Origin of the sequence: Oceanobacillus sp. CFH 90083 (genome assembly GCF_009389585.1) — a bacterium.
GTDB lineage: Bacteria > Bacillota > Bacilli > Bacillales > Amphibacillaceae > Oceanobacillus.
In genome coordinates, this window is record NZ_VIYG01000007.1 from 251,612 (window position 1) to 276,596 (window position 24,985).

The 24,985-nt window shown below is 40.1% G+C and carries 26 protein-coding genes and 2 riboswitches; of the genes, 13 read left to right on the forward strand and 13 right to left on the reverse strand.

The features are described 5' to 3' along the window. The first annotated feature begins 57 nt into the window (after nucleotides 1–57). From FLK20_RS13030 to FLK20_RS13045, 4 genes are all read left to right on the forward strand, one after another. Nucleotides 58–1,158, forward strand: a complete 1,101-nt coding sequence (locus FLK20_RS13030) for an iron-containing alcohol dehydrogenase family protein (RefSeq protein ID WP_152657011.1) — start codon at nucleotides 58–60, stop codon at nucleotides 1,156–1,158. A 25-nt stretch (nucleotides 1,159–1,183) separates the two neighbouring features. After that, nucleotides 1,184–2,005 (forward strand): MetQ/NlpA family ABC transporter substrate-binding protein, encoded by an 822-nt coding sequence (locus FLK20_RS13035; protein WP_152657012.1) that lies wholly within the window; start codon nucleotides 1,184–1,186, stop codon nucleotides 2,003–2,005. 116 nt (nucleotides 2,006–2,121) lie between these two features. Then, complete coding sequence (locus FLK20_RS13040; RefSeq protein WP_152657013.1) at nucleotides 2,122–3,717, forward strand: glutathione ABC transporter substrate-binding protein; 1,596 nt, start codon at nucleotides 2,122–2,124, stop codon at nucleotides 3,715–3,717. A gap of 357 nt (nucleotides 3,718–4,074) precedes the next feature. Then, complete coding sequence (locus tag FLK20_RS13045; protein ID WP_152657014.1) at nucleotides 4,075–4,728, forward strand: lysoplasmalogenase; 654 nt, start codon at nucleotides 4,075–4,077, stop codon at nucleotides 4,726–4,728. Nucleotides 4,729–4,786: 58 nt separating this feature from the next. Here the strand turns inward: FLK20_RS13045 and FLK20_RS13050 are convergent, their stop codons facing one another. From FLK20_RS13050 to FLK20_RS13080, 7 genes are all read right to left on the reverse strand, one after another. Then, nucleotides 4,787–5,344: an NADPH-dependent FMN reductase gene (locus tag FLK20_RS13050; RefSeq protein ID WP_152657015.1), complete on the reverse strand. Its 558-nt coding sequence runs from the start codon at nucleotides 5,342–5,344 to the stop codon at nucleotides 4,787–4,789. Nucleotides 5,345–5,609: 265 nt separating this feature from the next. Then, the gene (locus FLK20_RS13055; RefSeq protein WP_152657016.1) at nucleotides 5,610–5,918 is read right to left on the reverse strand and encodes an MGMT family protein; all 309 of its coding nucleotides are present in this window, start codon (nucleotides 5,916–5,918) and stop codon (nucleotides 5,610–5,612) included. 22 nt (nucleotides 5,919–5,940) lie between these two features. Then, nucleotides 5,941–7,071 (reverse strand): alanine racemase, encoded by a 1,131-nt coding sequence (gene alr, locus FLK20_RS13060; RefSeq protein WP_152657017.1) that lies wholly within the window; start codon nucleotides 7,069–7,071, stop codon nucleotides 5,941–5,943. A 150-nt stretch (nucleotides 7,072–7,221) separates the two neighbouring features. Continuing rightward, a complete protein-coding gene (locus FLK20_RS13065; RefSeq protein WP_152657018.1) occupies nucleotides 7,222–7,935 on the reverse strand; it encodes a hypothetical protein in 714 nt (237 codons plus the stop codon). Nucleotides 7,936–8,439: 504 nt separating this feature from the next. Next, entirely contained in the window at nucleotides 8,440–8,742 is a 303-nt protein-coding gene (locus FLK20_RS13070; protein WP_152657019.1) for a hypothetical protein, read from the reverse strand. A 73-nt stretch (nucleotides 8,743–8,815) separates the two neighbouring features. Next, nucleotides 8,816–9,226 (reverse strand): Spx/MgsR family RNA polymerase-binding regulatory protein, encoded by a 411-nt coding sequence (locus FLK20_RS13075; RefSeq protein ID WP_152657020.1) that lies wholly within the window; start codon nucleotides 9,224–9,226, stop codon nucleotides 8,816–8,818. Nucleotides 9,227–9,270: 44 nt separating this feature from the next. Continuing rightward, nucleotides 9,271–9,885, reverse strand: coding sequence for a TetR/AcrR family transcriptional regulator (locus FLK20_RS13080; RefSeq protein WP_152657021.1), 615 nt, complete (start codon nucleotides 9,883–9,885; stop codon nucleotides 9,271–9,273). Nucleotides 9,886–10,426: 541 nt separating this feature from the next. On the opposite strand from FLK20_RS13080, the gene FLK20_RS13085 reads away from it, so the two are divergent. From FLK20_RS13085 to FLK20_RS13100, 4 genes are read left to right on the forward strand one after another with little or no spacing between them, the layout of a single operon-like run. Then, complete coding sequence (locus tag FLK20_RS13085) at nucleotides 10,427–11,536, forward strand: ABC transporter ATP-binding protein (RefSeq protein ID WP_152657022.1); 1,110 nt, start codon at nucleotides 10,427–10,429, stop codon at nucleotides 11,534–11,536. Then, a complete protein-coding gene (locus tag FLK20_RS13090) occupies nucleotides 11,526–12,329 on the forward strand; it encodes an ABC transporter permease (protein ID WP_152657056.1) in 804 nt (267 codons plus the stop codon). Before FLK20_RS13085 ends, FLK20_RS13090 begins: the two co-directional genes overlap by 11 nt. A gap of 1 nt (nucleotide 12,330) precedes the next feature. Continuing rightward, nucleotides 12,331–13,134, forward strand: coding sequence for an ABC transporter permease (locus tag FLK20_RS13095; RefSeq protein ID WP_152657023.1), 804 nt, complete (start codon nucleotides 12,331–12,333; stop codon nucleotides 13,132–13,134). Beyond that, complete coding sequence (locus FLK20_RS13100; RefSeq protein ID WP_152657024.1) at nucleotides 13,131–14,207, forward strand: ABC transporter substrate-binding protein; 1,077 nt, start codon at nucleotides 13,131–13,133, stop codon at nucleotides 14,205–14,207. The genes FLK20_RS13095 and FLK20_RS13100 overlap by 4 nt, the downstream gene beginning before the upstream one ends. 188 nt (nucleotides 14,208–14,395) lie before the next feature. Here FLK20_RS13100 and FLK20_RS21650 read toward each other — a convergent pair whose 3' ends face one another. The 3 genes from FLK20_RS21650 to htpG form a co-directional block, all read right to left on the reverse strand. After that, nucleotides 14,396–14,548, reverse strand: a complete 153-nt coding sequence (locus tag FLK20_RS21650; protein ID WP_194165620.1) for a hypothetical protein — start codon at nucleotides 14,546–14,548, stop codon at nucleotides 14,396–14,398. Continuing rightward, the gene (locus FLK20_RS13105; protein ID WP_152657025.1) at nucleotides 14,548–15,117 is read right to left on the reverse strand and encodes an NUDIX hydrolase; all 570 of its coding nucleotides are present in this window, start codon (nucleotides 15,115–15,117) and stop codon (nucleotides 14,548–14,550) included. The genes FLK20_RS21650 and FLK20_RS13105 overlap by 1 nt, the downstream gene beginning before the upstream one ends. Nucleotides 15,118–15,281: 164 nt before the next feature. Then, complete coding sequence (htpG, locus tag FLK20_RS13110; RefSeq protein WP_152657026.1) at nucleotides 15,282–17,159, reverse strand: molecular chaperone HtpG; 1,878 nt, start codon at nucleotides 17,157–17,159, stop codon at nucleotides 15,282–15,284. A gap of 155 nt (nucleotides 17,160–17,314) precedes the next feature. On the opposite strand from htpG, the gene FLK20_RS13115 reads away from it, so the two are divergent. Further along, complete coding sequence (locus FLK20_RS13115) at nucleotides 17,315–18,025, forward strand: NAD-dependent protein deacylase (protein ID WP_152657027.1); 711 nt, start codon at nucleotides 17,315–17,317, stop codon at nucleotides 18,023–18,025. Between the two features lie 82 nt (nucleotides 18,026–18,107). Here the strand turns inward: FLK20_RS13115 and FLK20_RS13120 are convergent, their stop codons facing one another. From FLK20_RS13120 to FLK20_RS13130, 3 genes are all read right to left on the reverse strand, one after another. Further along, nucleotides 18,108–18,695, reverse strand: coding sequence for a YpjP family protein (locus tag FLK20_RS13120; protein WP_152657028.1), 588 nt, complete (start codon nucleotides 18,693–18,695; stop codon nucleotides 18,108–18,110). A 163-nt stretch (nucleotides 18,696–18,858) separates the two neighbouring features. Continuing rightward, nucleotides 18,859–19,527, reverse strand: coding sequence for a thiaminase II (tenA, locus tag FLK20_RS13125; protein ID WP_152657029.1), 669 nt, complete (start codon nucleotides 19,525–19,527; stop codon nucleotides 18,859–18,861). Nucleotides 19,528–19,573: 46 nt separating this feature from the next. Next, nucleotides 19,574–20,842, reverse strand: coding sequence for an acetylornithine deacetylase (locus FLK20_RS13130; RefSeq protein WP_152657030.1), 1,269 nt, complete (start codon nucleotides 20,840–20,842; stop codon nucleotides 19,574–19,576). 214 nt (nucleotides 20,843–21,056) lie between these two features. Continuing rightward, a riboswitch (TPP riboswitch) is annotated at nucleotides 21,057–21,160 on the reverse strand. 116 nt (nucleotides 21,161–21,276) lie between these two features. On the opposite strand from FLK20_RS13130, the gene FLK20_RS13135 reads away from it, so the two are divergent. The 4 genes from FLK20_RS13135 (at nucleotide 21,277) to FLK20_RS13150 (ending at nucleotide 24,968) form a co-directional block, all read left to right on the forward strand. After that, nucleotides 21,277–22,311: a S66 family peptidase gene (locus FLK20_RS13135; RefSeq protein ID WP_152657031.1), complete on the forward strand. Its 1,035-nt coding sequence runs from the start codon at nucleotides 21,277–21,279 to the stop codon at nucleotides 22,309–22,311. 238 nt (nucleotides 22,312–22,549) lie between these two features. Beyond that, on the forward strand, nucleotides 22,550–22,846 hold the full coding sequence (locus tag FLK20_RS13140; RefSeq protein ID WP_152657032.1) for a DUF2653 family protein: 297 nt from the start codon (nucleotides 22,550–22,552) through the stop codon (nucleotides 22,844–22,846). A gap of 206 nt (nucleotides 22,847–23,052) precedes the next feature. Further along, nucleotides 23,053–23,167: riboswitch (SAM riboswitch) on the forward strand. Nucleotides 23,168–23,289: 122 nt separating this feature from the next. After that, complete coding sequence (locus FLK20_RS13145) at nucleotides 23,290–24,315, forward strand: methionine ABC transporter ATP-binding protein (protein ID WP_152657033.1); 1,026 nt, start codon at nucleotides 23,290–23,292, stop codon at nucleotides 24,313–24,315. After that, nucleotides 24,306–24,968, forward strand: a complete 663-nt coding sequence (locus FLK20_RS13150) for a methionine ABC transporter permease (protein ID WP_152657034.1) — start codon at nucleotides 24,306–24,308, stop codon at nucleotides 24,966–24,968. The genes FLK20_RS13145 and FLK20_RS13150 overlap by 10 nt, the downstream gene beginning before the upstream one ends. Nucleotides 24,969–24,985 lie beyond the last annotated feature (17 nt).

Consider the following 24,985-nt stretch of genomic DNA (forward strand, 5'->3'; position numbering starts at 1 on the left):
AGGTTTTTTATGTAGCCTTTTAAGAATTTCGACATATTTAAAAGGGGATATCTTATCATGCAAATAGCTACTGTAAAAGGATCGCCCAGCCATTATCAAATTGGCGAAGGTGCTCTAAAACACCTTGCGGAAAATCTGAATGATCTGCATGTGGAACGGATTGCCGTTGTTGCCGGGCGGACAGCTTGGGAAAAAGCAAAGCCATACCTTCCTGCCGCATTTATCGACAAGGTCGGAGAAAAAGATATACATTTTGCAGACGGGCATTGTACCGTTGAGCGAACCGACAAACTTGCGAGAATTTATCAAGAAAAGCAAATAGATGCTGTCATTGGTATTGGCGGCGGAACAGCTTTAGATATTACTAAAGCAGCAGCTGCTAATGCACAATTAAAAAGCATCCTCATTCCAACAATTGCCGCAACCTGTGCAGCGTGGACACCATTAAGTGTTTTTTACCAGGAAGACGGAGCTCATTCTCATTATACAGAGTTTCCTGAATCAAATACGCTGGTTGTCGTGGAACCGGCCATTATTGCAGAAGCGCCGGTAAAATACTTAAAAGCGGGTATTGGCGATACATTGGCAAAATTCTACGAAGCCCGCTCCTTAGTCGAAGCCTTTTACCCTGCTGGTACACTTCCGGTCTGGTTGCAGATTTCGCAATTTGCCGCCCGCGCCTGCAAAGATATTTTGCTGGATGACAGTGAAGCAGCAATCCAAGCTTGCGAAAATGACCAGGTAACCGATGCACTCATTCGTGTTATTGAAGCTATTATTGCGACTGGCGGTATGGTTGGCGGCTTTGGTGGTAAAGCTGGACGGATTGCTGGTGCACATTCTATTCACAATGGCTTAACAGCTGCTCCGCAAACCGCTCATTCACTTCACGGTGAAATTGTATCCTATGGCATTTTGGCTCAGCTGGCCATCGAACAGGATACAGAGGAGCTCCGCAAGCTATTAGGCTATTACGAGATATGGGGCTTTCCAACCAGTTTAGCGGACTTCTCCATATATACGGATGATCGGGAGCTGCTGGAGATCATTGCAGCAAAAGTCACCCGCACAGAAGAGTCCATTCATTTGATGAAAGAAGAAATCAATGTAAATACAGTTATTGAAGCATTTTTACAGCTTGAAAATTTTACTAACTAATAAAAAGAAAGTAGGAAAATCAATCATGAAAAAGAAATATTTACTTAGTATAACAGCTCTATTGCTCCTTTTCCTTGCTGCCTGCGGCGGAGATGAGAATGAGGAGGGCAGCGGTTCAGATCTGCTTGAAGATGGTGTATTGACAGTAGGTGTCACAGCTGGTCCACATGAAGAAATTGTTGAAAAAGTGGCTGAAATTGCAGCAGAAGACGGATTAGAAATTGAAACAGTAGTTTTTAGTGATTATGTTATGCCGAACGTTTCGCTGGATGAAGGTGAAATTGACATCAGCAGCTTCCAGACAGAGCCATTTATGGATGCGATGATTGAAGAGAGAAATTTAGATATTATGAAGGTGGCAGATACTGTAACTTTCCCAATGGGTGTTTACTCAGAATCTGTTGATTCCCTTGACGACCTGCCAGACGGTGCAACATTAGGTCTTCCTGGCGATCCTACCAACAGCGGACGTGCTTTATTGTTATTTGAACAAGCCGGGCTTATCACATTAGAAGAGGGCTTAGGAGTTAACGCAACAGTTAATGACGTTATTGATAACCCTAAAAATCTGGAATTACTTGAATTAGATTCTGCACAAATTCCGAGGCAGCTTGGCGAAGTAGATGCAGCAGCAATTAATTCCAACTTCGCAATCGAAGCTGGCCTTTCACCTAATGATGATTCTCTCTTTATCGAGCAAGATTCTACATTCGTTAACTTGATTGCAACGCGTACAGAAAATCAAGATGACGAAGTGGTGCAGCAATTTATTGATCTTTACCATACAGACGAAGTAAAGGAATTTATTGAAGAAACCTTTGATGGTTCTGTTGTTCCGAGCTGGTAAATTGCATACTTCCAGATAATCCTGAGCCTGATTATACTCAATATAATCAGGCTTTCATTTAGCCTCATTTTAAACAGGCTATTACAGTCAACAATAGAAAAAAAGGAGAACAATCCATGAGAATACAGAAAAAAATATATGCGCTTGTATTTACTACTCTGCTAAGCTTGGTTCTCGCCGCTTGCGCCAGTGAGCCAAATGAGAACGCATCTGACAGCAATGATAAGGGCGCAGAAGCACAAGGCGGCGATTTAATTATCACAACACCATCCGATGCGGTATCCCTTGATCCGGCAGCATCGAATGATACGCCATCCAGTGATGTGCAAAGAAATATCTTTGAAACACTTGTTACGCAGGATGAAAACATGGAAAATCAGCCTTTACTTGCAGAAGAATGGGAACAAATTGATGATACTACCTGGGAATTCAAATTACGTCATGACGTTACATTTCATGATGGCTCTCCATTTAATGCGGAAGTTGTAAAGGCGAACATTGACCGTACACTGGATGCAGAAGTAGGATCTCCACGGGCAATTATGTATAACATGATTTCCGAAGTAGAGGTTATCGATGAGTATACCGTTCATTTTAAAACAGAATATCCTTTTGCGGCATTACCGGCTCACCTTGCTCACCCAGGCGGCGTGATGATTTCAAAAAATCAGATTGAAGAAGACTATGCTGCCATGGAAAATGGAGAAGAAGCAGGATTTGTGATCAGCGCAAATCCACAGGGCACCGGACCTTTTAAATACGATGAATGGCAGCCTGGTCAGCAAGTTCGTTTAGTCAAAAATGATGATTATTGGGGGGAACCAGCTTTGCTCGATTCGGTAACATTCAAAGTAGTTACAGAAGATTTGACTCGTGTTGCGGAACTGGAAACAGGTGATTCCCATGTCGCTAATGCGCTCAGTCCATCTGATGTAGCGCAAATTGAAAGTTCTGATCATTTATCTGTCCAGTCTCAAGATAGCCTGGCAGTATCCTACTTAGGCTTTAATATGGAGAAAGAACCGTTTGATGACAAACGTGTACGCCAGGCAATCGCAAAAGCTATCAATAAAGAAAACATTCTTTCCGGTATCTATGATAATGTTGGTATCCCTGCACATACACCGATTGCTCCTAGTGTATTTGGTTATAGTGAGGATGTAAGTGATCATGAATACGATGTGAAAGAAGCAAAAGATTTACTTGCTGAAGCAGGCTATGAAAATGGATTTTCTACAACGATTTGGACAAATGATGACCGTCAACGAATCGATACAGCAACGAACATCCAGGCACAGTTGAAAGAAATTGGTATTAATGCAGAAGTAAGAACGGTGGAATGGGGCGCAATGCTTGAACAGACAGCTAACGGGGAACATGATATGTTTGTCTTTGGCTGGACAACAGTTACTGGTGATGCAGATAACGGCTTGTACCCTTTATTCCACTCTGATAATCTAGGAGAATCAGGAAATCGTACATTCACTGTTGATTCCGAGCTCGACGAATTATTAGATCAAGCCCGTCAGGAAGGCGATCCAGATGAACGCTTAGAGCTTTATCGCCAGACACAGAAATTACTGGCTGAAATTACACCGATGGTTTATATTCATCATCAGCAATATCTATTAGGTGTCGATGATCGTGTAAAAGGACTGACACAATCTCCGACACAGCTGTTAAATTTAAAAGATGTTTCTATTGAGCAATAAAAAATCTTCCCTTGTCCCCTTATAGTGGTATGCACCTCTAGAGTTAGACCGAAAATCTAATTCTAGAGGTGTTTTTTTATTTGATCAGTCTCATCCATCATTTAACATATACCTGTACCAGACTTCTGGATAAGTACCTTCGTAAGGTCTGAGGCTACCCAGCTCAAAAAGGGCTGCGATGTCTCATCCCACCGAAAATTATTGCGATTACTTATCTCATTACAGCAGTTATAAGTATACTTTATTCTAAAAATCCACCGACATATCTAGAATTTGTGATATAAGCATTTTTTTACTATGATAAACTAAAGGTATCTGAAAATTTTCATCTCAATGAATGAAGGGAATGTTTCCATTTTGATACTCTATCGTCTGCCCATATTGATTTTCACTACAGGAATTGTCTATATATTTATTTCACCATCCGAACCATTAGCATTCAGTATTTTCTTTAAAGTTATTCCAATGGTGCTTATTTTGATTTATGCCTTTGAAAAGTCTTTGCCCAAACGAAAAGCCGTACATTATTGGATTATTGGCGGTATCGCCTTCTGTTTAATCGGTGATGCTACACTTCATTGGTTTCTCATCGGTCTGGCTGCCTTTTTTGTTGGACACGTATTCTACACGATTGGTTTTCTAAAAGAGTGGCGCTTTTCTTTATCAAGAGGACTCTCTGCCATACCGCTTCTTCTTTTTGCTGTTTGGTTTGGCTATCAGCTTGTGAGCAGCCTCCAAGCAGATGGCGAAGCAGCTTTTATCGTTCCCGTAATCGCCTACATTGGCATAATCATGCTGATGGCTTTTACAGCAATTATGACCGGAAACCGCTGGGCTATTCTCGGCAGTCTTCTATTTATCATTTCTGACAGTATCCTTGCCTGGAATATGTTTATAACCAGCTTTACAGGTGCACATGAAGTCATTATGCTCACTTATTACAGTGCACAATTTCTTATCGCCCACAGTTTGTTTACAGTTGACCCCACGCAAAAGGGAATGGCTTGGTAACCTCCATTTACAAAAGCCCTCTTACAAAAAATTTTTCATAAAAGGGCTTTTCATATGTTTATAAAAATGACGTTATCTCCGGATGATTCTTTAAAATATCCACATAATGAATCAGATCTTCTGATAATTTATTTAAACGGTCAATCACATTTTGATTCGTAATCACATAATTGGTATAGTCCTTTTCTTCCACAAATACATATTTGGGGATTACCCATGCATGCATATAGTGCAGAATTGGCTTCAAATGCTGCTCCGGGACTAAATAATGCTTCGTTGTTCCGGCTGTTGCCGTAATGGCGACCATTTTATTCCGAAATGCATCCACTGGCAGCAGATCAAAAATATTTTTTAAGGTTCCCGGGATGGATGCTTGAAAGACAGGCATGCCAAGCAAAATTCCATCAGCCTGCATAATTTTTTCCAATAATATTTTCGTATCGCCTGTATAATCTTTATATGGACGACCATCACTGAATACCACATCATAGTCCTTCAAATCTAACAGCTCTACCTCTACCCCTGTATGCTCTTTCTCTATATATTGCAAGGCATGATCCACAGCAACTCTTGTTTTCGAGCCGACTGTTGAACCAGAAATGCCAACTATTTTCACGGAGCATCCCCCCTGTATTATGACTCCATTCTGTATTAGGAAAGCTTTATTTAATTCTCCATCCGTTTATGCACATTTATGAATACCTAGTTACTTATTTGCCCACGTATATTAAAATAGACTTTTTAACAATCAGCCTTCTTCCATACTAGTATAGCCGTCAGAATGGAAACATTTAAGAATGAGAACGTTTCTCAAAGCAATGATTTATCTGTATTATACCTAGTTAACAAACAGAAATACAGTTAGATGCTTGCGGGCAGGCTCAGTCCATATGCCATTGAAATTTCTTTAAATCTATGTATCCGCTGGAGCTTACCTGTATACCTTCTGCTTCTAAGCGATGACGCTGCTCCCAATTTGCCTCCTCATTCGGAATAGCCAGCTGACCTTTCGCATTGATTACACGATGCCATGGCAGGCTATGCTTGCTGCTCATAGAATGGAGCACCCGGACAACCTGTCTCGCCGCTCTAGGATTACCAGCTTCTCTCGCTATTTGTCCATACGTCATCACCTTTCCAGAGGGTATCTGCTTTATGATTTTGATAACTTCTTGTGTAAAAGGTGTCATCCTTCATCATTCCTATCCCATATTAATTCACATATTTTCTCGGCACCCGTTTACCAATTAAACAAACGGTTTCATAGTGAATGGTTTGCATTTGTTCTGCGACAATGTCCAGTGAAATATATCCTTCACTCGGCTCACCAAAAATGGTGACAATATCATTCTCATTAACACCCTCAACACCGGAAACATCCACCATGGTCTGATCCATACAAATACGTCCGACAATCAGACATTCCTTCCCGCGGACTGTCACATGTCCCTGATTCGACAAAAGACGTGAGAATCCGTCTGCATACCCGATTGGCAGCGTAGCAACCTTTATTTCTTCCGTTGCTGTATAGGTTCTGCCGTAGCTGATAGATTGTCCAGCCGGAACCGTCTTAATGAGTACAGGCTTTGTTTTTAAGCTCATCACCTGTTTTAACGGCAGGATTGTCTTAAGATGCGGTTCCGGATAAAGACCGTACAGACTTACCCCGACACGCACCATATCCAGATGCATTTCCGGATAGGCAATCGTACCGGCACTGTTACAGCAATGCTTAATCGGAATCGGATAGCCTTTCGCTTCTACTGCCTGATAAATCTTTTGGAAGCTTTCAAATTGCTGATACGTATAGTCACTTGACTCCCCATTATCCGCTTCTGCAAAATGCGTAAAAATCCCTTCCAGTTCTATTTCTTCCTGATTTAAAGCCTGACATAAAACCAAAGCCTCTTCCACTGTACGGATACCAATCCGAGTCATTCCTGTATCCACTTTGATATGGACTTTTGCTTTTTTCTGCATGATTTTTGCTGCCCGGCTAATGGCTTCGATGGTCTCTTCTGAATAGATGGTCAGGGTAATATCTTGTTCTACTGCTTTATGAACGGCAGGAGCAGGCGTATAGCCCAATAATAAAATCGGTGCAGTAATTCCTGCTTCTCTCAAAGACAGCGCTTCATCCAGGAAGGCAACACCGATATAGTCAGCCCCGTGAACCAGCGCCTCCTGTGCAATCGGTACAGCCCCATGACCATATCCATCTGCCTTCACCACTGCCATAAATCGTGCCTCTTTACGGATATGCTGTTTAAACTGCTTGACATTATAAGCTAAAGCTTGCAAAGATACTTCTGCCCAAGTATCACGAAAACTGGTTGTTATCATGTGATTCCCACCTTGTCTAACTTGATCGTTCTTATCTTCACTGGATATGTTTCCATTTACTATGATATATCATTCTCATTTTACCATTTCCATTCTCGGTTGGGTAGATACGGCTATTGAAAGAAGTGAGCTGCTTCTTCATGAAACAGCTCACTTCTTTAACGTTTCTTTAGAGGATTCTGTATCGTTTCGACGAACAACATTCCATTTGTTCCCAAATAACTGAATGCTGTTTTCAATCTTCTTGATGACTTCATCTGCTCTCTCATAAATAATTCCCCGTAAATTATGGACCTGCCGCATTAATTTTTCAAGCAGTGCCTCCTGCGTGTCAAGCCTTTCATGAAGCACGGTGAATGCTTCTTCCCTTTGATGATACATTTCATCCAATTTATTTCCTTGTTCCGCCACTTTTTTCGTAATGGTTTTATTGACCTCATCTATTTTTTCAAGCTTTGCATGAATCGCTGTCTGATCTGCCTTGATTTTATTCCCCTCTGCCTTTGCGCTCTCCTGAATGGCAAGCACTTGATCAAGCTGTCTGCTTTCACCCTTTATATTTTCATCAAGTACATTCAATCGATTTAATACCTTCTCTTGCACCTGCTGCTGATGCTTTTTATTTTTGTCCATTTCCTTTAATCTTCTCGCAATACGCTCCAGCTGCTGATTTTTTGCAAAGGTATCCCGTTGAAGCTGCTCCAATACTTCCGCAGACGCTCTCTGCATTTCCAGCTGCTTCTGTTCTCTCTCACTTGCATGTGCATAAACAAACATTTCCTGATTAGAAGAAGCACCTTTTATATCCTCTGCATAAATGCGCTTTTGCCGGTTCAGATAGACCATTTCCATCACCTCTAACATCAGCTTATGCACAAAGAAAAAAATAGGACGAATTTTGGTTATTCGCCTAATTTGATATGATGGGGTGATTAAACAAATAAAAATAAGCGTTTAAATCTGCTCACTTCTGTTGATTTTAAAACGTAAAACTTTTTTATTTCTTCTGTATTGATTACTCTTCATATAATTTTTTTATCATCTAAATACTTAATAAACACTGGAATCACTGCTTTAGGGTAAATAATAAGGACTTGATTTCCAAAACGAATAATTTGCGTAATAGCTTTATCCATCGTGTAATAATTTTTCTTTACTCTGATAAATAAACACACTAATTCTAAAACTGCATATCAGCTACTTAAAAGCCTGAGCGATATTCACTCAGGCTTTCCTTTTTCTACACATGGAATATGGATATTATTTAGCTTTGTGGAAAATGAGCTAAGATTTTTAAGAGCGGAAAAATCAACCCGAAGAAAGTATCTCACAAAACTTCGAGCTGTTCTTTATGTTTCTATGGTTTTCTTAATCTCGATGGGTAGTACTATGTGTCCGAGCTTTAAATGCATCAATAAATTGTTCTGGTGAAGATTTTATAATGTAGGCGTAAACTCCTTTAAGCGTGTGTAAATAAAGCATTCCTTTTGTCTTTTTTCCAGTAAGACGAAACGAAATATCCATGACATTTTCAATCGGAAATTCCCTGTATCGCGTGACAATTTTGTCTTCATAAAGATACATATAACGTTGTTCTTCTATATCTTTTTGCTCCAATGCACTTACTTGACGGACTACTTTTACATACGGTTGTTTGGCAATAAATTGCATTGTCCCCTCCGTTAGTTTTAAACTTCATGTTCCAAAGAGCGGTAAGATGCGCTTTTGAACATTTTCTTATCCATTAGTTTTCCGCAACACGCAAATGATTTCTTCTCCATTGCAGCCATTGATTTTCTCTCGTTTTACGTGGTAAAAATTGCCGGATATCCTCTTCATGATAGCCTACCTGCAATCGTTTGGCATCTACCATAATCGGGCTGCGTAACAGACGCGGGTATTCCTGAATAATTTCTAACAGCTCCTGTAACGGCAATGCTTCAATATCAAGGTCTAAATCTTTATAAATCTTAGATCGTGTCGAGATGATCTCATCTGTTCCTTCTACGGTCATCCGAAGAATATTTTGTAATTCATTTACTGTCAGAGGCTCTCTAATTACATTACGTTCTGTATATTCAATTCCGTTTTTCGTAAACCATTGTTTTGCTTTCCTTGTTGATGAACATGCTGCACCATAAATTGTTACTGTCATTAATCATACCCCATTTATATATAGTTTCTTTTCTTAAAACTACCTTATTTTGATAACCCTTTTCTTAACAGATCCATTTCGATACGAAAATTTTCGGTAGCTTCTTCGCGTGAAAGGTTTCTTGATAACTGATCGACAATATTTCGAAACGTGACAGACGTTAAAATTTGCATAACATGGAAGAACTCCTGTTTACTATCAACATTTATCTTTTTAAAATCAACTAAATCCTTTACTTTGTTCATGGCATCTACTTCATGCTGCTTCCCTAAAAACAGCTCGGTAAATGAATCTTCAATTTCATGTGTGACATTTAAGATGGCATTTTTCAAAAACTGCAAATGCTCCTCCTCAGACAGCTCCACAAGCATTGTCTGAAAAACCTGATCCATCGCAGCCATCAAATCTCCATCTGCTTCTTGCAGCTTCTTTAAAAAATAGGCACGGCGCTTATCGGTATGGAGCTTTAATAAGTAATAAAAAGCATCTTCCTTACCTTCAAAATATTGATAAAAGCTTCCTCTTGAAACCCCTGCAAGCTTGACAATATTCGCAATGGAGGCTTGCGATAATGGAGCTCTTGCAAACTCCTTTTCAGCTGCTTGCAATAATTTGACCCGTTTGGAGTCATGTAAATTAAAAAATGTTGATGTAGGCATATGCTTGCTCCTCCAAAACCTAATGTGACACAATGTCATGTTCTATAATTCTATATTAAGTGACACGGTGTCATAAGTCAATCATTTTCATGACACTGTGTCACTTTTTTATAGAATGTGACTATTATATGACAAACAGGCTTTATCCTCTCAAGCATTATTCACGATTTGTCTGTTTAGTAAACGCCCGATAATGAGAAATCCTTATTTGAACTCCGACTTCATCATCCTATTCCCTCTCTGTACAATTTATAACCTGAAATGATGGATAAAACCGGGAATTTTTAAAGCTTTTGCTAATCTTTCTCGTCACCTGTTTATGATTAGCTTCCCATTTAAGATAATCCCTAAAATTTTCTACCTATGCTAAAAAAATTGATTTCAAATGATTTATTTTCGTGTATAATTATTTCGAATCTGATAAGAATGAACGTGCTCCTTCAAGTTTGAGCAGGTATTAAAATGGATCCTGTAATGATTTAGTTACGAAAAGCAGTGCGGGAATTTTTATTAGATATCTTTATGTAAAAAGGAGTCTGAAATGGCAAAAAAACCAATTATCCAATTCAATAATGTAATGAAACAATTTGATGATGATGCCCCCGTTTTGGATCACGTCAATTTTGAAATAGAAAAAGGTAAATTCTATACGCTGCTCGGTCCTTCAGGTTGCGGGAAAACAACGATTCTCCGTTTAATCGCCGGGTTTACCGAAGCAACATCAGGCGATATTCTCTTTGAAGGAAAAAAGATTAACCATGTACCGGCCAATAAACGTCCCATTAATACGGTTTTTCAAGATTATGCCTTATTCCCTCATCTCAATGTCTATGAAAATGTTGCTTTTGGATTACGGATTAAGAAGGTAAAAAAAGCAGAGATGGATGCCAAAGTCAAAGAAGCACTCAGCTTTGTCAATTTAAAAGGCTATGAAAACCGGGAAATTACAGGGATGTCCGGCGGTCAAAAGCAGCGGGTAGCGATTGCCCGCGCCATTGTTAATGAACCGGCTATTATCTTATTGGATGAACCGCTCTCCGCCCTGGACCTGAAGCTTCGTTATCAAATGCAGTATGAATTAAGAGAGCTGCAGAGTCGCCTTGGGATTACCTTTATTTTCGTAACACACGATCAGGAAGAAGCGCTTGCCATGTCGGATGAGATTTTTGTATTAAACAAAGGGAAAATCCAGCAAAGCGGAACGCCGAACGATATCTATGATGAGCCGATCAACCGTTTTGTTGCGGACTTTATTGGAGAATCAAATATTGTCAGGGCAACGATGATTCAGGATTTTCTGGTGGAATTTGCCGGAAAGCAATTTGCATGTGTAGATCAGGGGATGAATCCAAATGAAACAGTAGAAATTGTGATTCGTCCAGAGGATATGGAAATTACTACCGTAGAAAAAGGAAGTATCCGTGTAACCGTTCAGGCTCAATTATTCCGCGGTGTGCATTATGAAATTACCTGTACAGATGAGGCAGGCAATGAATGGCTTGTCCAATCCACGAAAAAAGCAAACATCGGTGAGGAAATCGGACTTCGCTTTACACCTGAGGATATTCACGTCATGCGATTAAATGAATCCGAGGAGGACTTTGACCGCCGCCTCGACGCTTATGATGAGGGTGAGAATGATGCAAAATAAAACGTTCCGTCATTTGTTTATGCTCCCTTATGCACTATGGATTATTCTATTTGTTATTGCACCGATTCTTTTGGTTGTGTACTTTTCCTTTTTTGATATTCATGGAAATTTCTCTTTAACAAATTATAAAAACTTTTTTACTGCTACGTATTTGCAGATGACCCTGAATTCCTTTTGGTACGCCTTTTTAATCACTGTTATTTCCCTGCTTGTTGCCTACCCGACAGCTTATATTTTGACACGTACCAGGCATAAGCAGCTCTGGCTTTTACTGATTATTGTCCCTTCCTGGATAAATTTATTGTTAAAAGCCTACGCGTTTATTGGCATTTTCGGCACACACGGGGCTGCCAACCAATTTTTAGAGTGGGTCGGCATTGGCTCCAGACAGCTGTTATTTACAGATTTCAGCTTTGTATTTGTTGCTGTGTATATTTTTATTCCGTTTATGATTTTACCTATTTTTAATGCCCTGGATAAATTAAATCCCAGCCTGCTTTATGCAGCAAGTGATTTAGGTGCATCTAAATGGACAACATTCCGGAGAGTCATTTTTCCGTTGACATTAGATGGTGTCAAATCCGGCTGTCAGGTTGTTTTTATTCCGGCATTATCCCTGTTTATGCTTACGCGTCTGATCGCCGGAAACCGGGTGATTACGCTTGGAACAGCGATTGAGCAGCAATTCCTCGTGACACAGAACTGGGGGATGGGCGCGACCATTGCTGTATTTTTAATTATCATTATGGTTGGCTTTATGGCGCTGACTTCGATCAGAAGGAGAGGTGTGTAGGATGGAGAAAAAATCTTCTTCGTTTGCCAATCTATTTTTGCTGTTTATTTTTGTTATTTTATATGCACCAATCTTCTATCTGATTTTCTATTCCTTTAACAGCGGCGGTACGATGAGCCATTTTGAAGGATTTACACTTGATTGGTACCGGGAATTATTACAGGATACAAGATTGTTAATTATCGTCCTGAACACATTAGTAATTGCCTTATTATCTGCACTTATCGCTACCGTGACAGGTGTGCTCGGCGCCATTGGGATACGCTCCTATAAACGGAGGCAGACCAGAAACACACTGCTCTCTTTAAATAATGTGCTGATTGTCAGTCCTGACGTTATTATCGGGGCAAGCTTTTTAATTCTCTTTACGATGGCAGGCATTCAGCTCGGATTTTATTCCGTTCTTTTATCCCATATTGCCTTCAGCATACCGATTGTTGTGCTGATGGTTTTGCCAAAGCTGATGGAGATGTCGCCTTCTTTAGAGGATGCAGCACGCGATTTAGGAGCAAGCAATTGGAATGTATTGACGAAAGTAACCCTGCCTTATATAGCACCCGGGATTTTTGCAGGCTTCTTTATGGCACTGACATACTCTTTAGATGATTTTGCAGTGACCTTCTTTGTAACAGGAAATGGATTTTCAACATTATCGGTAGAAATCTATTCCCTGGCAAGAAGAGGTGTTTCTTTAAACATTAATGCTTTATCAACACTGATGTTCGTTATTACTGTCATTTTTGTTGTTGTCTATTACTACCTGGCAACCCGCTCAGGAACAAAGGGGGCGAATCTTAGACGATGAAAGCTTTAAACCGTTCGTTTCTGGTAATTCTCGTTATATCCATTGCCTTATTAATTACTATCAACCGACTGAATGCTTCACAAGGCTTTTCCGGCGACAATACGCTTACCGTGTATAACTGGGGCGACTATATTGATCAGGATGTTATTAAGCAATTCGAGGAGGAGACAGGCATCACCGTTATTTACGAAACCTTTGATTCCAATGAGGCGATGATGACCAAAATTCAACAGGGCGGCACAACATATGATATCGCCGTCCCTTCTGAATATACCATTGAAAAAATGGTAGAAGAGGATTTACTCTATGAGCTGGATCACAGTAAAATCCCGAATCTGCAATATATTGATGAGCGCTTCTTAAATCTGCCTTTTGATGAAGGGAATCGCTACTCCATTCCTTATTTCTGGGGAACGGTAGGAATTATTTTCAATCCGGAGCTGCTTCCAGAGGGGATGGAAATAACAGGCTGGCATGATTTATGGGACCCGCGCTTAGAGAATCAGATTCTCCTTGTTGACGGAGCCAGAGAGATTATGGGGATGGGGTTAAATTCACTTGGCTATTCTTTGAATGATACAAATCCTGAGCATCTATATGAAACGTTGGATCATCTGGAAAAGCTGACTCCAAATATTCGTGCCATTGTCGGTGATGAGAATAAAATGCTGATGGTGGGTAACGAAGCGATGGTTGCAGTCGGCTGGTCCGGAGATGCTGCTGATATTATGTGGGAAAATGAAGCAATGGATTATGTTGTTCCTGAGGAGGGCTCTAATCTTTGGTTTGATAATTTTGTAATTCCCAAAACAGCTAAAAATATCGAGGGCGCACATGAATTTATTAACTTTATGCTCGACCCGGAAATTTCTGCACAGAACACAGAATATGTCAGCTACTCCACTCCTAATAAAGAAGCATTGAAATATATGCCTGAGGAAATGGTGAATGATGAACGCTTCTATCCGGATGCCGCCTTAACCGATAAGCTTGAGGTGTACGAAAATCTCGGTAAGGAAAACCTGGCGTTTTATAATGAGCTGTTTTTGCAGTTTAAGATGTATCGGAAGTAAGAGACTATATATAAAAGGTGAGCACTTTTTTAAATAAGTGACTCACCTCCTATTCATTATTCTAATTCCTAATAACTGATTAAAAACAATCTACGACCAATGGTTACCTAATAAACTAACTCTCAAATAAATAATCTTTTAAAAAATAATTCTGATTGCAGAAAGAAAAGTAATGGAAATCATAATAATCAATTGAATTTTAGTTCTAATAGATAATCATCAATTCCTGTTACTAAGTGACTGACAATGATGAGCTTTTCAACCTTAACCAATTCAATGTTACTTAATATTTCATTGAAAAAAGAACGTTTATCTTTGACTTCAACAGTTGATTCAATCATTATTCCCCACCTGCTTTACAATGATATAATTTTTTTATAACACCTTCTAGATTTGGATTATCAATATTTTTTATATTAATCCAAGCAACTCTATTATTCTCTATGTTTTCTGGTATGAGTTCCGTGTCCACGGTCACTATGTACCTAAAGTCGTAATGCTGATGGTCTCCTTCCTCTTTTTTATAATTAGCAGGGATTCCATGAATATCAATATCTAATGGGATAAGAGAATCCACTGCATCCACTTTACCATCCATCCCCGTTTCTTCCTTCAACTCTCTAACAGCCGATTCAATTGGTCTTTCGCCTGGATCTACATGACCACCTGGCTGTAACCATTTTTTCAAGTTTTGATGAAATATCATTAACATATAATCAGGATTGGATCTTTTTACGATAATTGCACTTGCGGTGATATGCCCTGGTAGTGAATTTCTTGAAAAAATGTCTGTGTTATTTTCTTGCAGCTGATCAATAAGTGGTGTTAATCGTTCTTTTTCCTTAGGATAAAGCGATAAATAGTTTACTACCTGTTTTTTGATTTCATCTTTGATTAAACTTTTATGCATAAAATCCCCCTATTAATTGTTAAATAAAAGAAAATATGTTAATTTAATTGTAACATTATGAATTCGTAAAATAAACAGATAATCAAAAAAGTTTGTAAATAAAAGCATCGTATAGAAGGATAATCCCACTATACGATGCTCAAAAAGTCTATTTTATAATCCTATCAAACCATAATTTTACTCATATCATTCGTAAACGCCACTGGATCTTCAATCGGCAGTCCTTCAATCAACAACGCCTGATTGTAAAGCAGGTTGGTATATAATTCTAATTTATCCTGATCATTTCCCTGCGCTGCTTCCAGTGCTTTAAAAATACTGTGATCCACATTGATTTCCAGCACTTTATCCGCCTTAATCTGCTGGTCATCCGGCATCGCATTGATAATTTTCTCCATTTCCAAAGAAATTTCACCATCCGCCGACAGAACAACCGGATGTGATTTTAGACGCTTCGATGCCCGTACATCCTTTACTTTATCGCCAAGGACCTCTTTCATCGCCTGGAACAGCTCGTTATGACTTTCGGTTTCTGTCTTATCTTCCTCTTTCTCATCTGCTTCAATCCCAAGATCACCACTGGAAACCGAACGGAATTCCTTCTCCTGATATTGCATCAGCATTTTAATGGCGAATTCATCGATTTCATCTGTGAAATAAAGGATTTCATAGCCCTTATCGGCAACGATTTCCGTCTGCGGCAGCTTTTCAATCCGCTCGTTGGAATCCCCGGAAGCATAATAAATGTATTTCTGATCTTCCGGCATCCGTGATACATATTCCTCTAACGTTACCAGCTTTTTCTCCGTAGAAGAGTAGAATAGAAGCAAGTCCTTCAATTCTTCTTTATGCTGTCCAAAGTCACTGTAGACGCCATATTTAATCTGCTGACCAAATGCTTTAAAGAAGGTTTCATATTTTTCACGCTCATCACGAAGCAGGCTGAGCAGCTGCTGCTTTATTTTCTTATGAATATTTTTGGCAATAATCTTTAGCTGGCGGTCATGCTGGAGCATTTCTCTGGAAATATTTAAAGATAAATCCTCCGAGTCCACCATCCCTTTCACAAAGCTGAAATAATCCGGCAGTAAATCGGCACATTTTTCCATAATTAATACACCGTTTGAATAAAGCTCCAGCCCTTTTTCATATTCTCTGGAGTAGTAATTAAACGGCGCCTGCTCTGGAACAAACAGAATAGCATTATAGCGGACAGTTCCATCGACATTGATATGGATATGACGTAACGGCTGGTCAAATCCGTAATGCTTCTCCTGGTAGAAGTTCTTGTAATCCTCGTCCGTTAATTCACTCTTATTTTTCTTCCAGATTGGAACCATCGTATTCAGCGTCTGTTCTTCAATGACATCCTCATACTCATCTTCTGTTCCTTCCTTCAATTTGCTTTCCGTAACATCCATTTTGATTGGATAACGGATAAAATCAGAGTATTTTTTCACAATTTGTTTTAACGTAAAGTCCTCTAAAAATTCATCATAATTGTCTTCTTCCTGATTTTCTTTTAATTCGAGGATAATTTCTGTTCCAACCTCTGTACGTTCAATTGGTGTAATCGTATAGCCATCAGACCCTTTAGAAACCCATTTATAGCCTTCTTCACTATCAATGGATCTGGTAAGTACGGTTACTTTATCTGCAACCATAAATGCTGCATAGAAGCCAACCCCAAATTGACCAATAATATCATGGCCATCTTTAATTTCATTTTCAGATTTAAAGGTATGCGAGCCACTTTTGGCGATAATACCAAGGTTATTTTCCAGTTCTTCTTTTGTCATCCCAATTCCTGTATCCATAACCGTCAACGTACGTTTATCTTTATTCGGGATTAATTTAATATAATAGCTGCTTTGATCAAATGTTAAAGCATCATCTGTCAATGCTTTATAATAAATTTTGTCAATCGCATCACTTGCATTGGAAATTAATTCACGTAAAAAAATCTCCCGCTGTGAGTAAATTGAATTAATCACCATATCTAATAATTTCTGTGATTCTGCTTTAAACTTGCGCTTTGCCATGGTATTTCCTCTCCTTTTTTCTGTTTTAGCACTCTCTTACGAAGAGTGCTAACCTCTATACATGTAATACCATATTCTTTTTTACCTGTCAATATTAGTCGCATATCATCGCAACAACCTGTATAATAGAATATATAAGAAGAGGAGGGGTCTCGATGCTTCATGAATGGTTACAAGATTCCAAACATACCGTTATTTTCACCGGTGCAGGAATGTCCACAGAGAGTGGGCTACCTGATTTTCGCTCAACAAATCGAGGAATTTGGAGAAAGAAGGACCCGAGTAAAATCGCAAGTGTCAATGCTTTAAATCATCACGTAGAGGATTTTATCGAATTTTATCGGGAGCGCGTTCTTGGAGTAAAAGAATTCGGTCCACATAAAGGTCATCAAATTCTTGCCGATTGGGAGAATAATGGCCTGGTTCAGTCGATCATTACACAAAATGTTGATGGCTTCCATCAGGCTGCGGGAAGTAAACACGTTCATGAGCTGCATGGAACCCTGCAGGAGCTGCATTGTCAAAGCTGCGGGAAAATTTATGACAGCTCCGCCTATTTAGATGCAGATTACCATTGTTCCTGCGGCGGGATACTCAGACCTTCTATTGTATTATTTGGAGAAATGCTCCCTGAGGATGCTTTTTCCGCTGCTTTTGAACATGCAAAAAAAGCCGATTTATTTATCGTACTGGGTTCCTCTTTATCTGTAACTCCAGCCAATCAATTTCCGGAAATCGCAAAACAGAATGGTGCAAAGCTCGTCATTGTCAATCAAGAGAAAACACCGTTAGACAATTATGCAGATTTAGTTGTTTTTGACCGGAAGATTGGGGCTTATTTAGACGAAACAAATAAACTATTATAAAACGGAAAGGCAAGGAAGCGTTTAACGTCTCCTTGCCTTTCACTGTATAAAACGAAACTTCAATCAGCGGGAGGTTTAGACCTTATGCCATCCATTTTGGCGGTGTATTTTTATCCCAGTAGATATCCCCTATTTTGTAATGCTTTTGAAAGCCATCTTCCTTTAAATGATAATGAAAATTAAAATAATATCCTTCCAAGGGACGATTTTCACGGCGGACATGAAACTTTGCCAGTGTTTCATTCGTGCTGTGATTAGAAATATTAAAAATTCGCTCTCCATACCCGCTCGAAGGTTTTTCTGTAATTGCTATATCCTTATAATCTTGAGAATGCCCTACAAAATCGTTCAAGACTGCTTCAATCTGTGGCAAAATCACTGCAGTAAATTCATTCTCCAGCTTTTCTGCAATCCTTGGTCCAAACTTTTCTAAGCTTAATTCTTTTGCCTCTTCATGAAGATGCTCCAGGTAAGCCTCTCTTGCATCCTTGACAATATATGATGAGGTTGGCTCTTTAAGAACAGATGTTACTTCTATATCTGGTGAAGAAGATACACTGCTGTCCTCCTGTTTATCGGCATCTATTTCCAAAAGATTCGTCGGTGTATAAATTCCTAATGTTAAGATTGTAATAAATATGACTGCTATTCTTCTCCACCAAAGCTTCATCTGTTTCACCATCTTTCGTATCCGTTTTCTTTATTTTACCATGAATCCGCCTACTGTCTATCCAACTATTCTACTTTTTTGAATATTATCATAGGAACACGTCCGTAAAATTCCCCACGGGATGAGGTTCCACTCTGGATGTCTTATATGAAGGCAGCAGTCTTTAAACCGGCCAGCCTTCACGCTTATACGCCATATCCCAAAACATATATTCATAGCGGCTGGTATTCAGAAAGATAGCTTCCAAATCTGTGAGCTCTGCTTCCGTACAGCCTTCCGCAAGCTCATCTAATTTTTCCATCAGCCACTTGCTGATGGAACCGAATTCATCTGAGCTGTACATTTTCACCCACTCTCCATACTGTTCATGCTCCAGTGCACCCGGCTTCTTCGCCAGCTCCAAGCCAATTTCGTAATAACTCCAAGCACAGGGCAGGATGGCTGCAATCAATGCTGCCAAGGAGCCTTTCTGTGCTTCTGCCAGCATATTACTGCTGTAGGCGAGCGTTACAGGGCCTGGAACAGTAGCCTCCAATTCCTCTCGTGAAATGCCAAGACGTGCTGCATATTGACGATGCAGATCCATTTCAAAATTTAACGTCTCATCCAATGATTTAGCAAATCCTGACATCGTATCTAAATCTTTCGCAAGCACTGCTCCCATTGCGATTACTTTAGCATATTCTATTAAATACTTGTAATCCTGGCACATATAGAATTTAAATGCCTCGATATCGAGTGTTCCATCACCAATTCCCTGTACAAATGGATGCTGATGGCTTTTCTCCCAAATAGAATCTGCTGACTTGCGAATACGTTCTGAAAATTTCATGTTATAGACGCTCCTTTTCTATATAAAATTTATGGTAAATAATTAATCATTTCTGTTTTTCTGTATGACACCATTTCAAGATAAACCGCAGTAAGGATGCTGTATAATTTAATAACTCATCTATATCTATTTGCTCATCCACTGCATGGGCATGCTTTAATTCGCCCGGTCCATAGCAGACAGTCGGAATACCGTATGCTGCCAGCCAGCCGCCATCTGTTACGGTTTCAGACATTCGGGTAACGGCTTCCTTTCCAAATTCCGCATGATGACTATCCTGTAACATTTCAAAAGCTGGATGCTCCTCATCTACAGAAAAAGACGGGAAAATTTCACCACGGTCCACAATCATCGACTCTCCGCCCCACTCAAAGGTCGGCGGATTATCCCGCAGCCAAACATCTGCTTCAGCCGCTTTGCGTAAATGCGACTCTATTTCTGTTGCAACCTGATCAGCTGTCTCATTGGGATAATAATGCACCGTAATCCACAGACGACATTCATCGGCAATAAATGCAGCATGTCTGCCTCCCTCAATTACTGCCGGGTTAATCGTATTTGTACCCGGCGGAAAACCTGGATAGGATTTGGTCACTGCCCAATGGCGCTCCAACTCCTGCAGGGCAGTAATCAGCTTATTCATCTTTTCAATCGCACTCGCTCCATGCATACCACCGCCAGCATGTATGAGCTGCCGGCGCGTGCCATCATGATGCGTGGTCGGGCTTTTCACTGTAACCCAGCCGGTAATCACACCGCCCTGTCCATGAATCTCACAATGACTTGTATCTGCGACAATAGCATAATCTGCTGTATAGCCACGCTCGCCGCATTGCTTTGTTCCTGCTTCACCAACCTCTTCACCAATGACTGATTGAAGAATAACATCTCCGCCCAGCTGCATCTGGTGGTCATGTAAAATCCGCATCGCAAATAAACACGCAGCCAGACCGCCTTTCATATCCGCTGCTCCGCGCCCATATAAAGTACGGCCTTCTACTGCCGGCTGAAATGGCGCATGCTGCCAGTTTTCCCCCTCCTCAATGGAAGCAACGTCCACATGTCCATTAAGAATTAAACTGTTATATGTATCAGAAGCAGTTCCACGCAAACGGCCAACGACATTGGGATCTCCCGGGTAAACATCCCACTGTTCTGTTTCAAAATTCATTTCCTTCAGATACTTTGAAATATAGGCTTGAATCCCCTCTGTATTTCGTGCAGGGGGCGCCGGTGTTTCGAAGCGAATCAAATCGCTGAGAAGCTCGATTAATTCCCCCTCCCGATTCCAAACATCCTCAATCAATTTATCCATACAAAAAACTCCCTCTGCTTCCAAGTACGTAAAGAAAACTTGGCAAGCCACGCCTGAAAGGCGCAGGATTGCCTTAGTTGCGCTTATACTTGGTACCTAAAAATTTTTACTACGTCGAATTACTTCCGAGCTAAAATTTTATCCTTTCCTAACGCGCAAAAAAGCCACCTCCTGATATAGAAAGTGGCAGAAAAGTTTTGTTCATTTGCCTATAGGCATGTCCCGCCCACTTCCCTCCGCTAGTACGAACTAGATCAGGTTGATAAGGGTCAAGACCATATGCCTCTCTCAGCTTTATAAGCACCCCTAGTGGATCAATTACGTATTTAGTTTATCAGCTATAGATTAACATAAGGATTTGTAAGCGTAAAGCAGGAATTTACAAATACATATCGAATAGGTATATATAACCCGCTTAGAAAGGAGCAACTCTTATGCTTATCCAGCCACCAAAACTATCCCCCGACGATAAAGTAGCAACCGTCAGCCTCTCCTGGGGCGGAGCAGGCGAGCCATCTCTGCACTGGCGCTATCAACAGGGGGTGGGACGCTTAAAGTCCATCTTCGGCCTTGAAGTTGTTCCAATGCCCAACAGCTTAAAAGGACAAGCTTATTTAGCAGAGCATCCTGAGGCACGGGCTGAAGATCTAATGACTGCTTTTCAGGATCCTGAAATCAAAGGGATCATTTCTAATATTGGCGGTGATGACAGCATCCGTCTGCTTCCTTATATTGATTTTGAGATTATCCGGCAGAATCCAAAGGTTTTTATGGGTTTTTCCGATACAACGATTGCTCATTTATTCTGCTTCCATGCAGGCCTGTCCTCGTTTTACGGTCCGGCAATTATGACGGATTTTGCGGAAAATGTTGCGATGGATGATTATACCGTGAAAACCATTAAAAATATGATTTTTCAGGCGGAAGCAGCCGGTGACATTCCCGCACCGGAAAAGTGGACAAGTGAATTTCTGGAATGGAATATCTCCAACAAATCGATTGCCAGAACTATGTACCCTAACCGTGGTTATGAACTGCTGCAGGGAAATGGTATCGTAAAAGGAAGGCTTATCGGCGGCTGTATTGAAGTGCTTGAATTCGCTAAGGGGACAGCAATCTGGCCGCAGCAGAAAGCATGGCAAAACAGCATTCTCTTTTTTGAAACATCAGAGGAACAGCCGAATCCGGAACAGGTGCAGCGCTGGCTCAGAAACTATGCAGCCCAGGGGATACTCCAGCAAACCAACGGAATCATTTTTGCAAAACCATATGGCGAGACACATTACGATGCTTACAAGGAAACAATCCTGTCTGTTTTAGCAGAAAACGGACTGACAGAGCTCCCCGTTCTATATGGAATTTCTTTTGGTCATACCGAGCCCAAAACACCTATTCCATATGGACGATTAGCTCAAATCGATTGTCATCAAGCATCCTTTGCGATAATAGAAGCAGCTGTTACGGATTAAGAACAGCTGTTTTTCTTATGAGAAAAATTATGAAATCAAGAAAGACAGCGTGTGCTATACTATTCATGACACACTTCCTGTTTAACAACGTTCATAGAAAGATTATGCCCCTATAACTACTTCCCGCTTCATGCAAATAGGGAGTTTATAGTAAGATAGAATAGAATCGGCATTATCTATTACTAGAGGCTGACAATGAATATAAGCCTTCCAACCATATGCAGGAGGAATTTGAGGTATGCAAAAGCTTATTATTCCTGAAGAGGATATTGTGCTTGCTATATGTATGTACATTGCTGAGGAGCAAAATATAAATACAAATGAGGTTCAGGTGGAGTTATTTTATGATGATTATACAGGGTTTTCAGCAGAAATCATTACGCCATCCGGAAAACAGGAATTAATTACGAAACAAATTATTACCGCATTAAGAAAATGGATTAAAGAAAATCTTCATGCTGATCCATATGCAGGCCTAAAACTGGATTTAGATCGACGAAACGGTATTTATGCACGTCTTCGTTATGATAGTTAATTCCTTATAAATATTTGGTAATATTTTCATTCTTAATTTATTTACATATTTTTGCATGTTTTAAAACCTTCCAGTCCGGGGGACCACCTAAGTTTTATCAGGATATAGAACTTATCAGAATTATTTTATTTTAAAAATCCTATTGACTTTTTAGGAGTTCCCCTCTAATATGACATTCAAACATATTAAAAATTTCATATTTTATTTTCTTATCCAGAGAGATTGAGGGATCAGGCCCTATGACATCTCGGCAACGGATTCTATATCGTTAGAACACTGTGCCAATTCCTGCAAATACAACATGTATTTGAAAGATAAGAAAAGACAGGCTTCTAAGCACATATATACATATAGCTGGAATCCCTCTTTTCTTGACTTTCAAGAAAAGAGGGATTTTTTTATTCCCTAAAATTCACCTAACTTAAGCGACATGGAGGTACAACATGATTGAATTTCGAAATGTTACCAAGACATTTAAAGTCGGTAAAAATGAAGTAGCAGCTGTTAAAAATGTTTCCTTGCAAATTGATAAAGGAGATATTTACGGAATTATCGGATTTAGCGGGGCTGGAAAAAGCACACTTCTCCGGCTCGTAAACATGCTGGAGCGCCCAACAAATGGCACTGTACATATTCAAGGAACAGACGTCGGAAAGCTTCCCGCTAAAAAGCTGCGGACTCAGAGGCAAAATATAGGCATGATATTTCAAAACTTTAACCTGTTCCAATCCCGAACGGTTGCCGGGAACATTGCTTATCCATTAAAGCTGGCCGGTATTTCTAAAGCAAAGATTCAGTCTCGTGTGAATGAACTCTTACAATTTGTCGGTTTAGAGGATAAAGCCAAGCATTACCCGGAACAACTGTCCGGCGGTCAAAAGCAGCGTGTCGGTATTGCCAGAGCATTAGCCAGCTCACCCGATATCTTAATTTGTGATGAGGCAACCTCAGCACTGGACCCTAATACAACTGCGGACATTCTCAGATTGCTGAAAAAGGTGAACTCTGATTTAGGAATTACGATTCTATTAATCACACATGAAATGGGCGTCATTCAGTCCATCTGTAACAAAGTAGCCATTATGGAGAATGGGGAGGTAATCGAAAAAGGAAGGGTATTTGATACCTTTACAGACCCGCAGCACGAAACAACGCAACGCTTCATCCAATCTGTTCAACAAGATTTACCATCAGAACAAGTCTTAAAAGAATGGACAGAAAGCGGCGGTGGCACACTATATCGGATTTTATTCAAAGGCGACTCAGCCATCGATCCAATTCTGTCCACCACAGCAAGAAAGTATGATATTGACTTTAATATTGTTTATGGTTCTGTCAGGGAACTGGAAGAAAGATTATTTGGAAACTTGATCATCTCCTTTATTGGAGATAGTGATAAAACAAATCAAGTCATTCAAGAGCTTGAAAAAATAGTGGATATTAAGGAGGTATATGCATCATGGCAGTAGATTGGAGTACATTTTGGCCCCGTATCTTGGAGGCCACAGGAGAAACACTTATTATGGTCATCGCAACATTAATTTTTGGCTCTATCTTCGGGATTGTTATTGGGTTATTACTTTTTGTTACTCGCGAAAATAATATTTTGGAAAATAAGGTTGTCTTTCAGCTGCTGAACTTTTTAATTAATATTATCCGTCCGATTCCTTTTATTATTTTCCTGGTAGCCATCTCACAGCTGACCCGGCTTGTGATGGGTACCACCATTGGTACAGCTGCTGCCATTTTCCCGATGACCATTGTGGCCAGCTTCACGATTGCCAGAGTGGTGGAAAATAATTTGGTCAGCATTGACCCGGGAGTTATTGAAGCAGCGAAGGCTATGGGAGCAAGTCCTTTGCGAATTATCTTTACGGTATTGATCCCTGAAGCATTGGGCCCGCTTATTTTAGGACTTACCTTTGTTTCCATTGCTTTAATCGACTTTTCAGCAGTTGCCGGCACAGTCGGCGGCGGCGGATTAGGGCATATTGCGATGACCTATGGTTATCAACGCTTTGACGCCAGTGTAATGATTGTCACCGTTCTTATCTTAATCGTGATGGTACAAATTGCACAATGGCTGGGAAATACGATTTCAAAAAAAATTATGCGCCGCTAAATTTTTTACCAACAAGG

Excerpts from the sequence above, each read along its gene's own strand:
- FLK20_RS13030 (WP_152657011.1), top strand. The coding sequence starts at position 58 with ATGCAAATAGCTACTGTAAAAGGATCGCCCAGCCATTATCAAATTGGC.
- FLK20_RS13095 (WP_152657023.1), top strand. The coding sequence starts at position 12,331 with ATGGAGAAAAAATCTTCTTCGTTTGCCAATCTATTTTTGCTGTTTATT.
- FLK20_RS13065 (WP_152657018.1), bottom strand. The coding sequence starts at position 7,935 with ATGTTAGAGGTGATGGAAATGGTCTATCTGAACCGGCAAAAGCGCATT.
- FLK20_RS13130 (WP_152657030.1), bottom strand. The coding sequence starts at position 20,842 with ATGGATAAATTGATTGAGGATGTTTGGAATCGGGAGGGGGAATTAATC.
- FLK20_RS13035 (WP_152657012.1), top strand. The coding sequence starts at position 1,184 with ATGAAAAAGAAATATTTACTTAGTATAACAGCTCTATTGCTCCTTTTC.
- htpG (WP_152657026.1), bottom strand. The coding sequence starts at position 17,159 with ATGGCAAAGCGCAAGTTTAAAGCAGAATCACAGAAATTATTAGATATG.
- FLK20_RS13140 (WP_152657032.1), top strand. The coding sequence starts at position 22,550 with ATGCAAAAGCTTATTATTCCTGAAGAGGATATTGTGCTTGCTATATGT.
- tenA (WP_152657029.1), bottom strand. The coding sequence starts at position 19,527 with ATGAAATTTTCAGAACGTATTCGCAAGTCAGCAGATTCTATTTGGGAG.
- FLK20_RS13040 (WP_152657013.1), top strand. The coding sequence starts at position 2,122 with ATGAGAATACAGAAAAAAATATATGCGCTTGTATTTACTACTCTGCTA.
- FLK20_RS21650 (WP_194165620.1), bottom strand. The coding sequence starts at position 14,548 with ATGATTGAATCAACTGTTGAAGTCAAAGATAAACGTTCTTTTTTCAAT.
- FLK20_RS13100 (WP_152657024.1), top strand. The coding sequence starts at position 13,131 with ATGAAAGCTTTAAACCGTTCGTTTCTGGTAATTCTCGTTATATCCATT.
- FLK20_RS13115 (WP_152657027.1), top strand. The coding sequence starts at position 17,315 with ATGCTTCATGAATGGTTACAAGATTCCAAACATACCGTTATTTTCACC.
- FLK20_RS13135 (WP_152657031.1), top strand. The coding sequence starts at position 21,277 with ATGCTTATCCAGCCACCAAAACTATCCCCCGACGATAAAGTAGCAACC.
- FLK20_RS13145 (WP_152657033.1), top strand. The coding sequence starts at position 23,290 with ATGATTGAATTTCGAAATGTTACCAAGACATTTAAAGTCGGTAAAAAT.
- FLK20_RS13085 (WP_152657022.1), top strand. The coding sequence starts at position 10,427 with ATGGCAAAAAAACCAATTATCCAATTCAATAATGTAATGAAACAATTT.
- FLK20_RS13080 (WP_152657021.1), bottom strand. The coding sequence starts at position 9,885 with ATGCCTACATCAACATTTTTTAATTTACATGACTCCAAACGGGTCAAA.
- alr (WP_152657017.1), bottom strand. The coding sequence starts at position 7,071 with ATGATAACAACCAGTTTTCGTGATACTTGGGCAGAAGTATCTTTGCAA.
- FLK20_RS13105 (WP_152657025.1), bottom strand. The coding sequence starts at position 15,117 with ATGCATAAAAGTTTAATCAAAGATGAAATCAAAAAACAGGTAGTAAAC.
- FLK20_RS13120 (WP_152657028.1), bottom strand. The coding sequence starts at position 18,695 with ATGAAGCTTTGGTGGAGAAGAATAGCAGTCATATTTATTACAATCTTA.
- FLK20_RS13075 (WP_152657020.1), bottom strand. The coding sequence starts at position 9,226 with ATGACAGTAACAATTTATGGTGCAGCATGTTCATCAACAAGGAAAGCA.
- FLK20_RS13070 (WP_152657019.1), bottom strand. The coding sequence starts at position 8,742 with ATGCAATTTATTGCCAAACAACCGTATGTAAAAGTAGTCCGTCAAGTA.
- FLK20_RS13055 (WP_152657016.1), bottom strand. The coding sequence starts at position 5,918 with ATGACACCTTTTACACAAGAAGTTATCAAAATCATAAAGCAGATACCC.
- FLK20_RS13150 (WP_152657034.1), top strand. The coding sequence starts at position 24,306 with ATGGCAGTAGATTGGAGTACATTTTGGCCCCGTATCTTGGAGGCCACA.
- FLK20_RS13090 (WP_152657056.1), top strand. The coding sequence starts at position 11,526 with ATGCAAAATAAAACGTTCCGTCATTTGTTTATGCTCCCTTATGCACTA.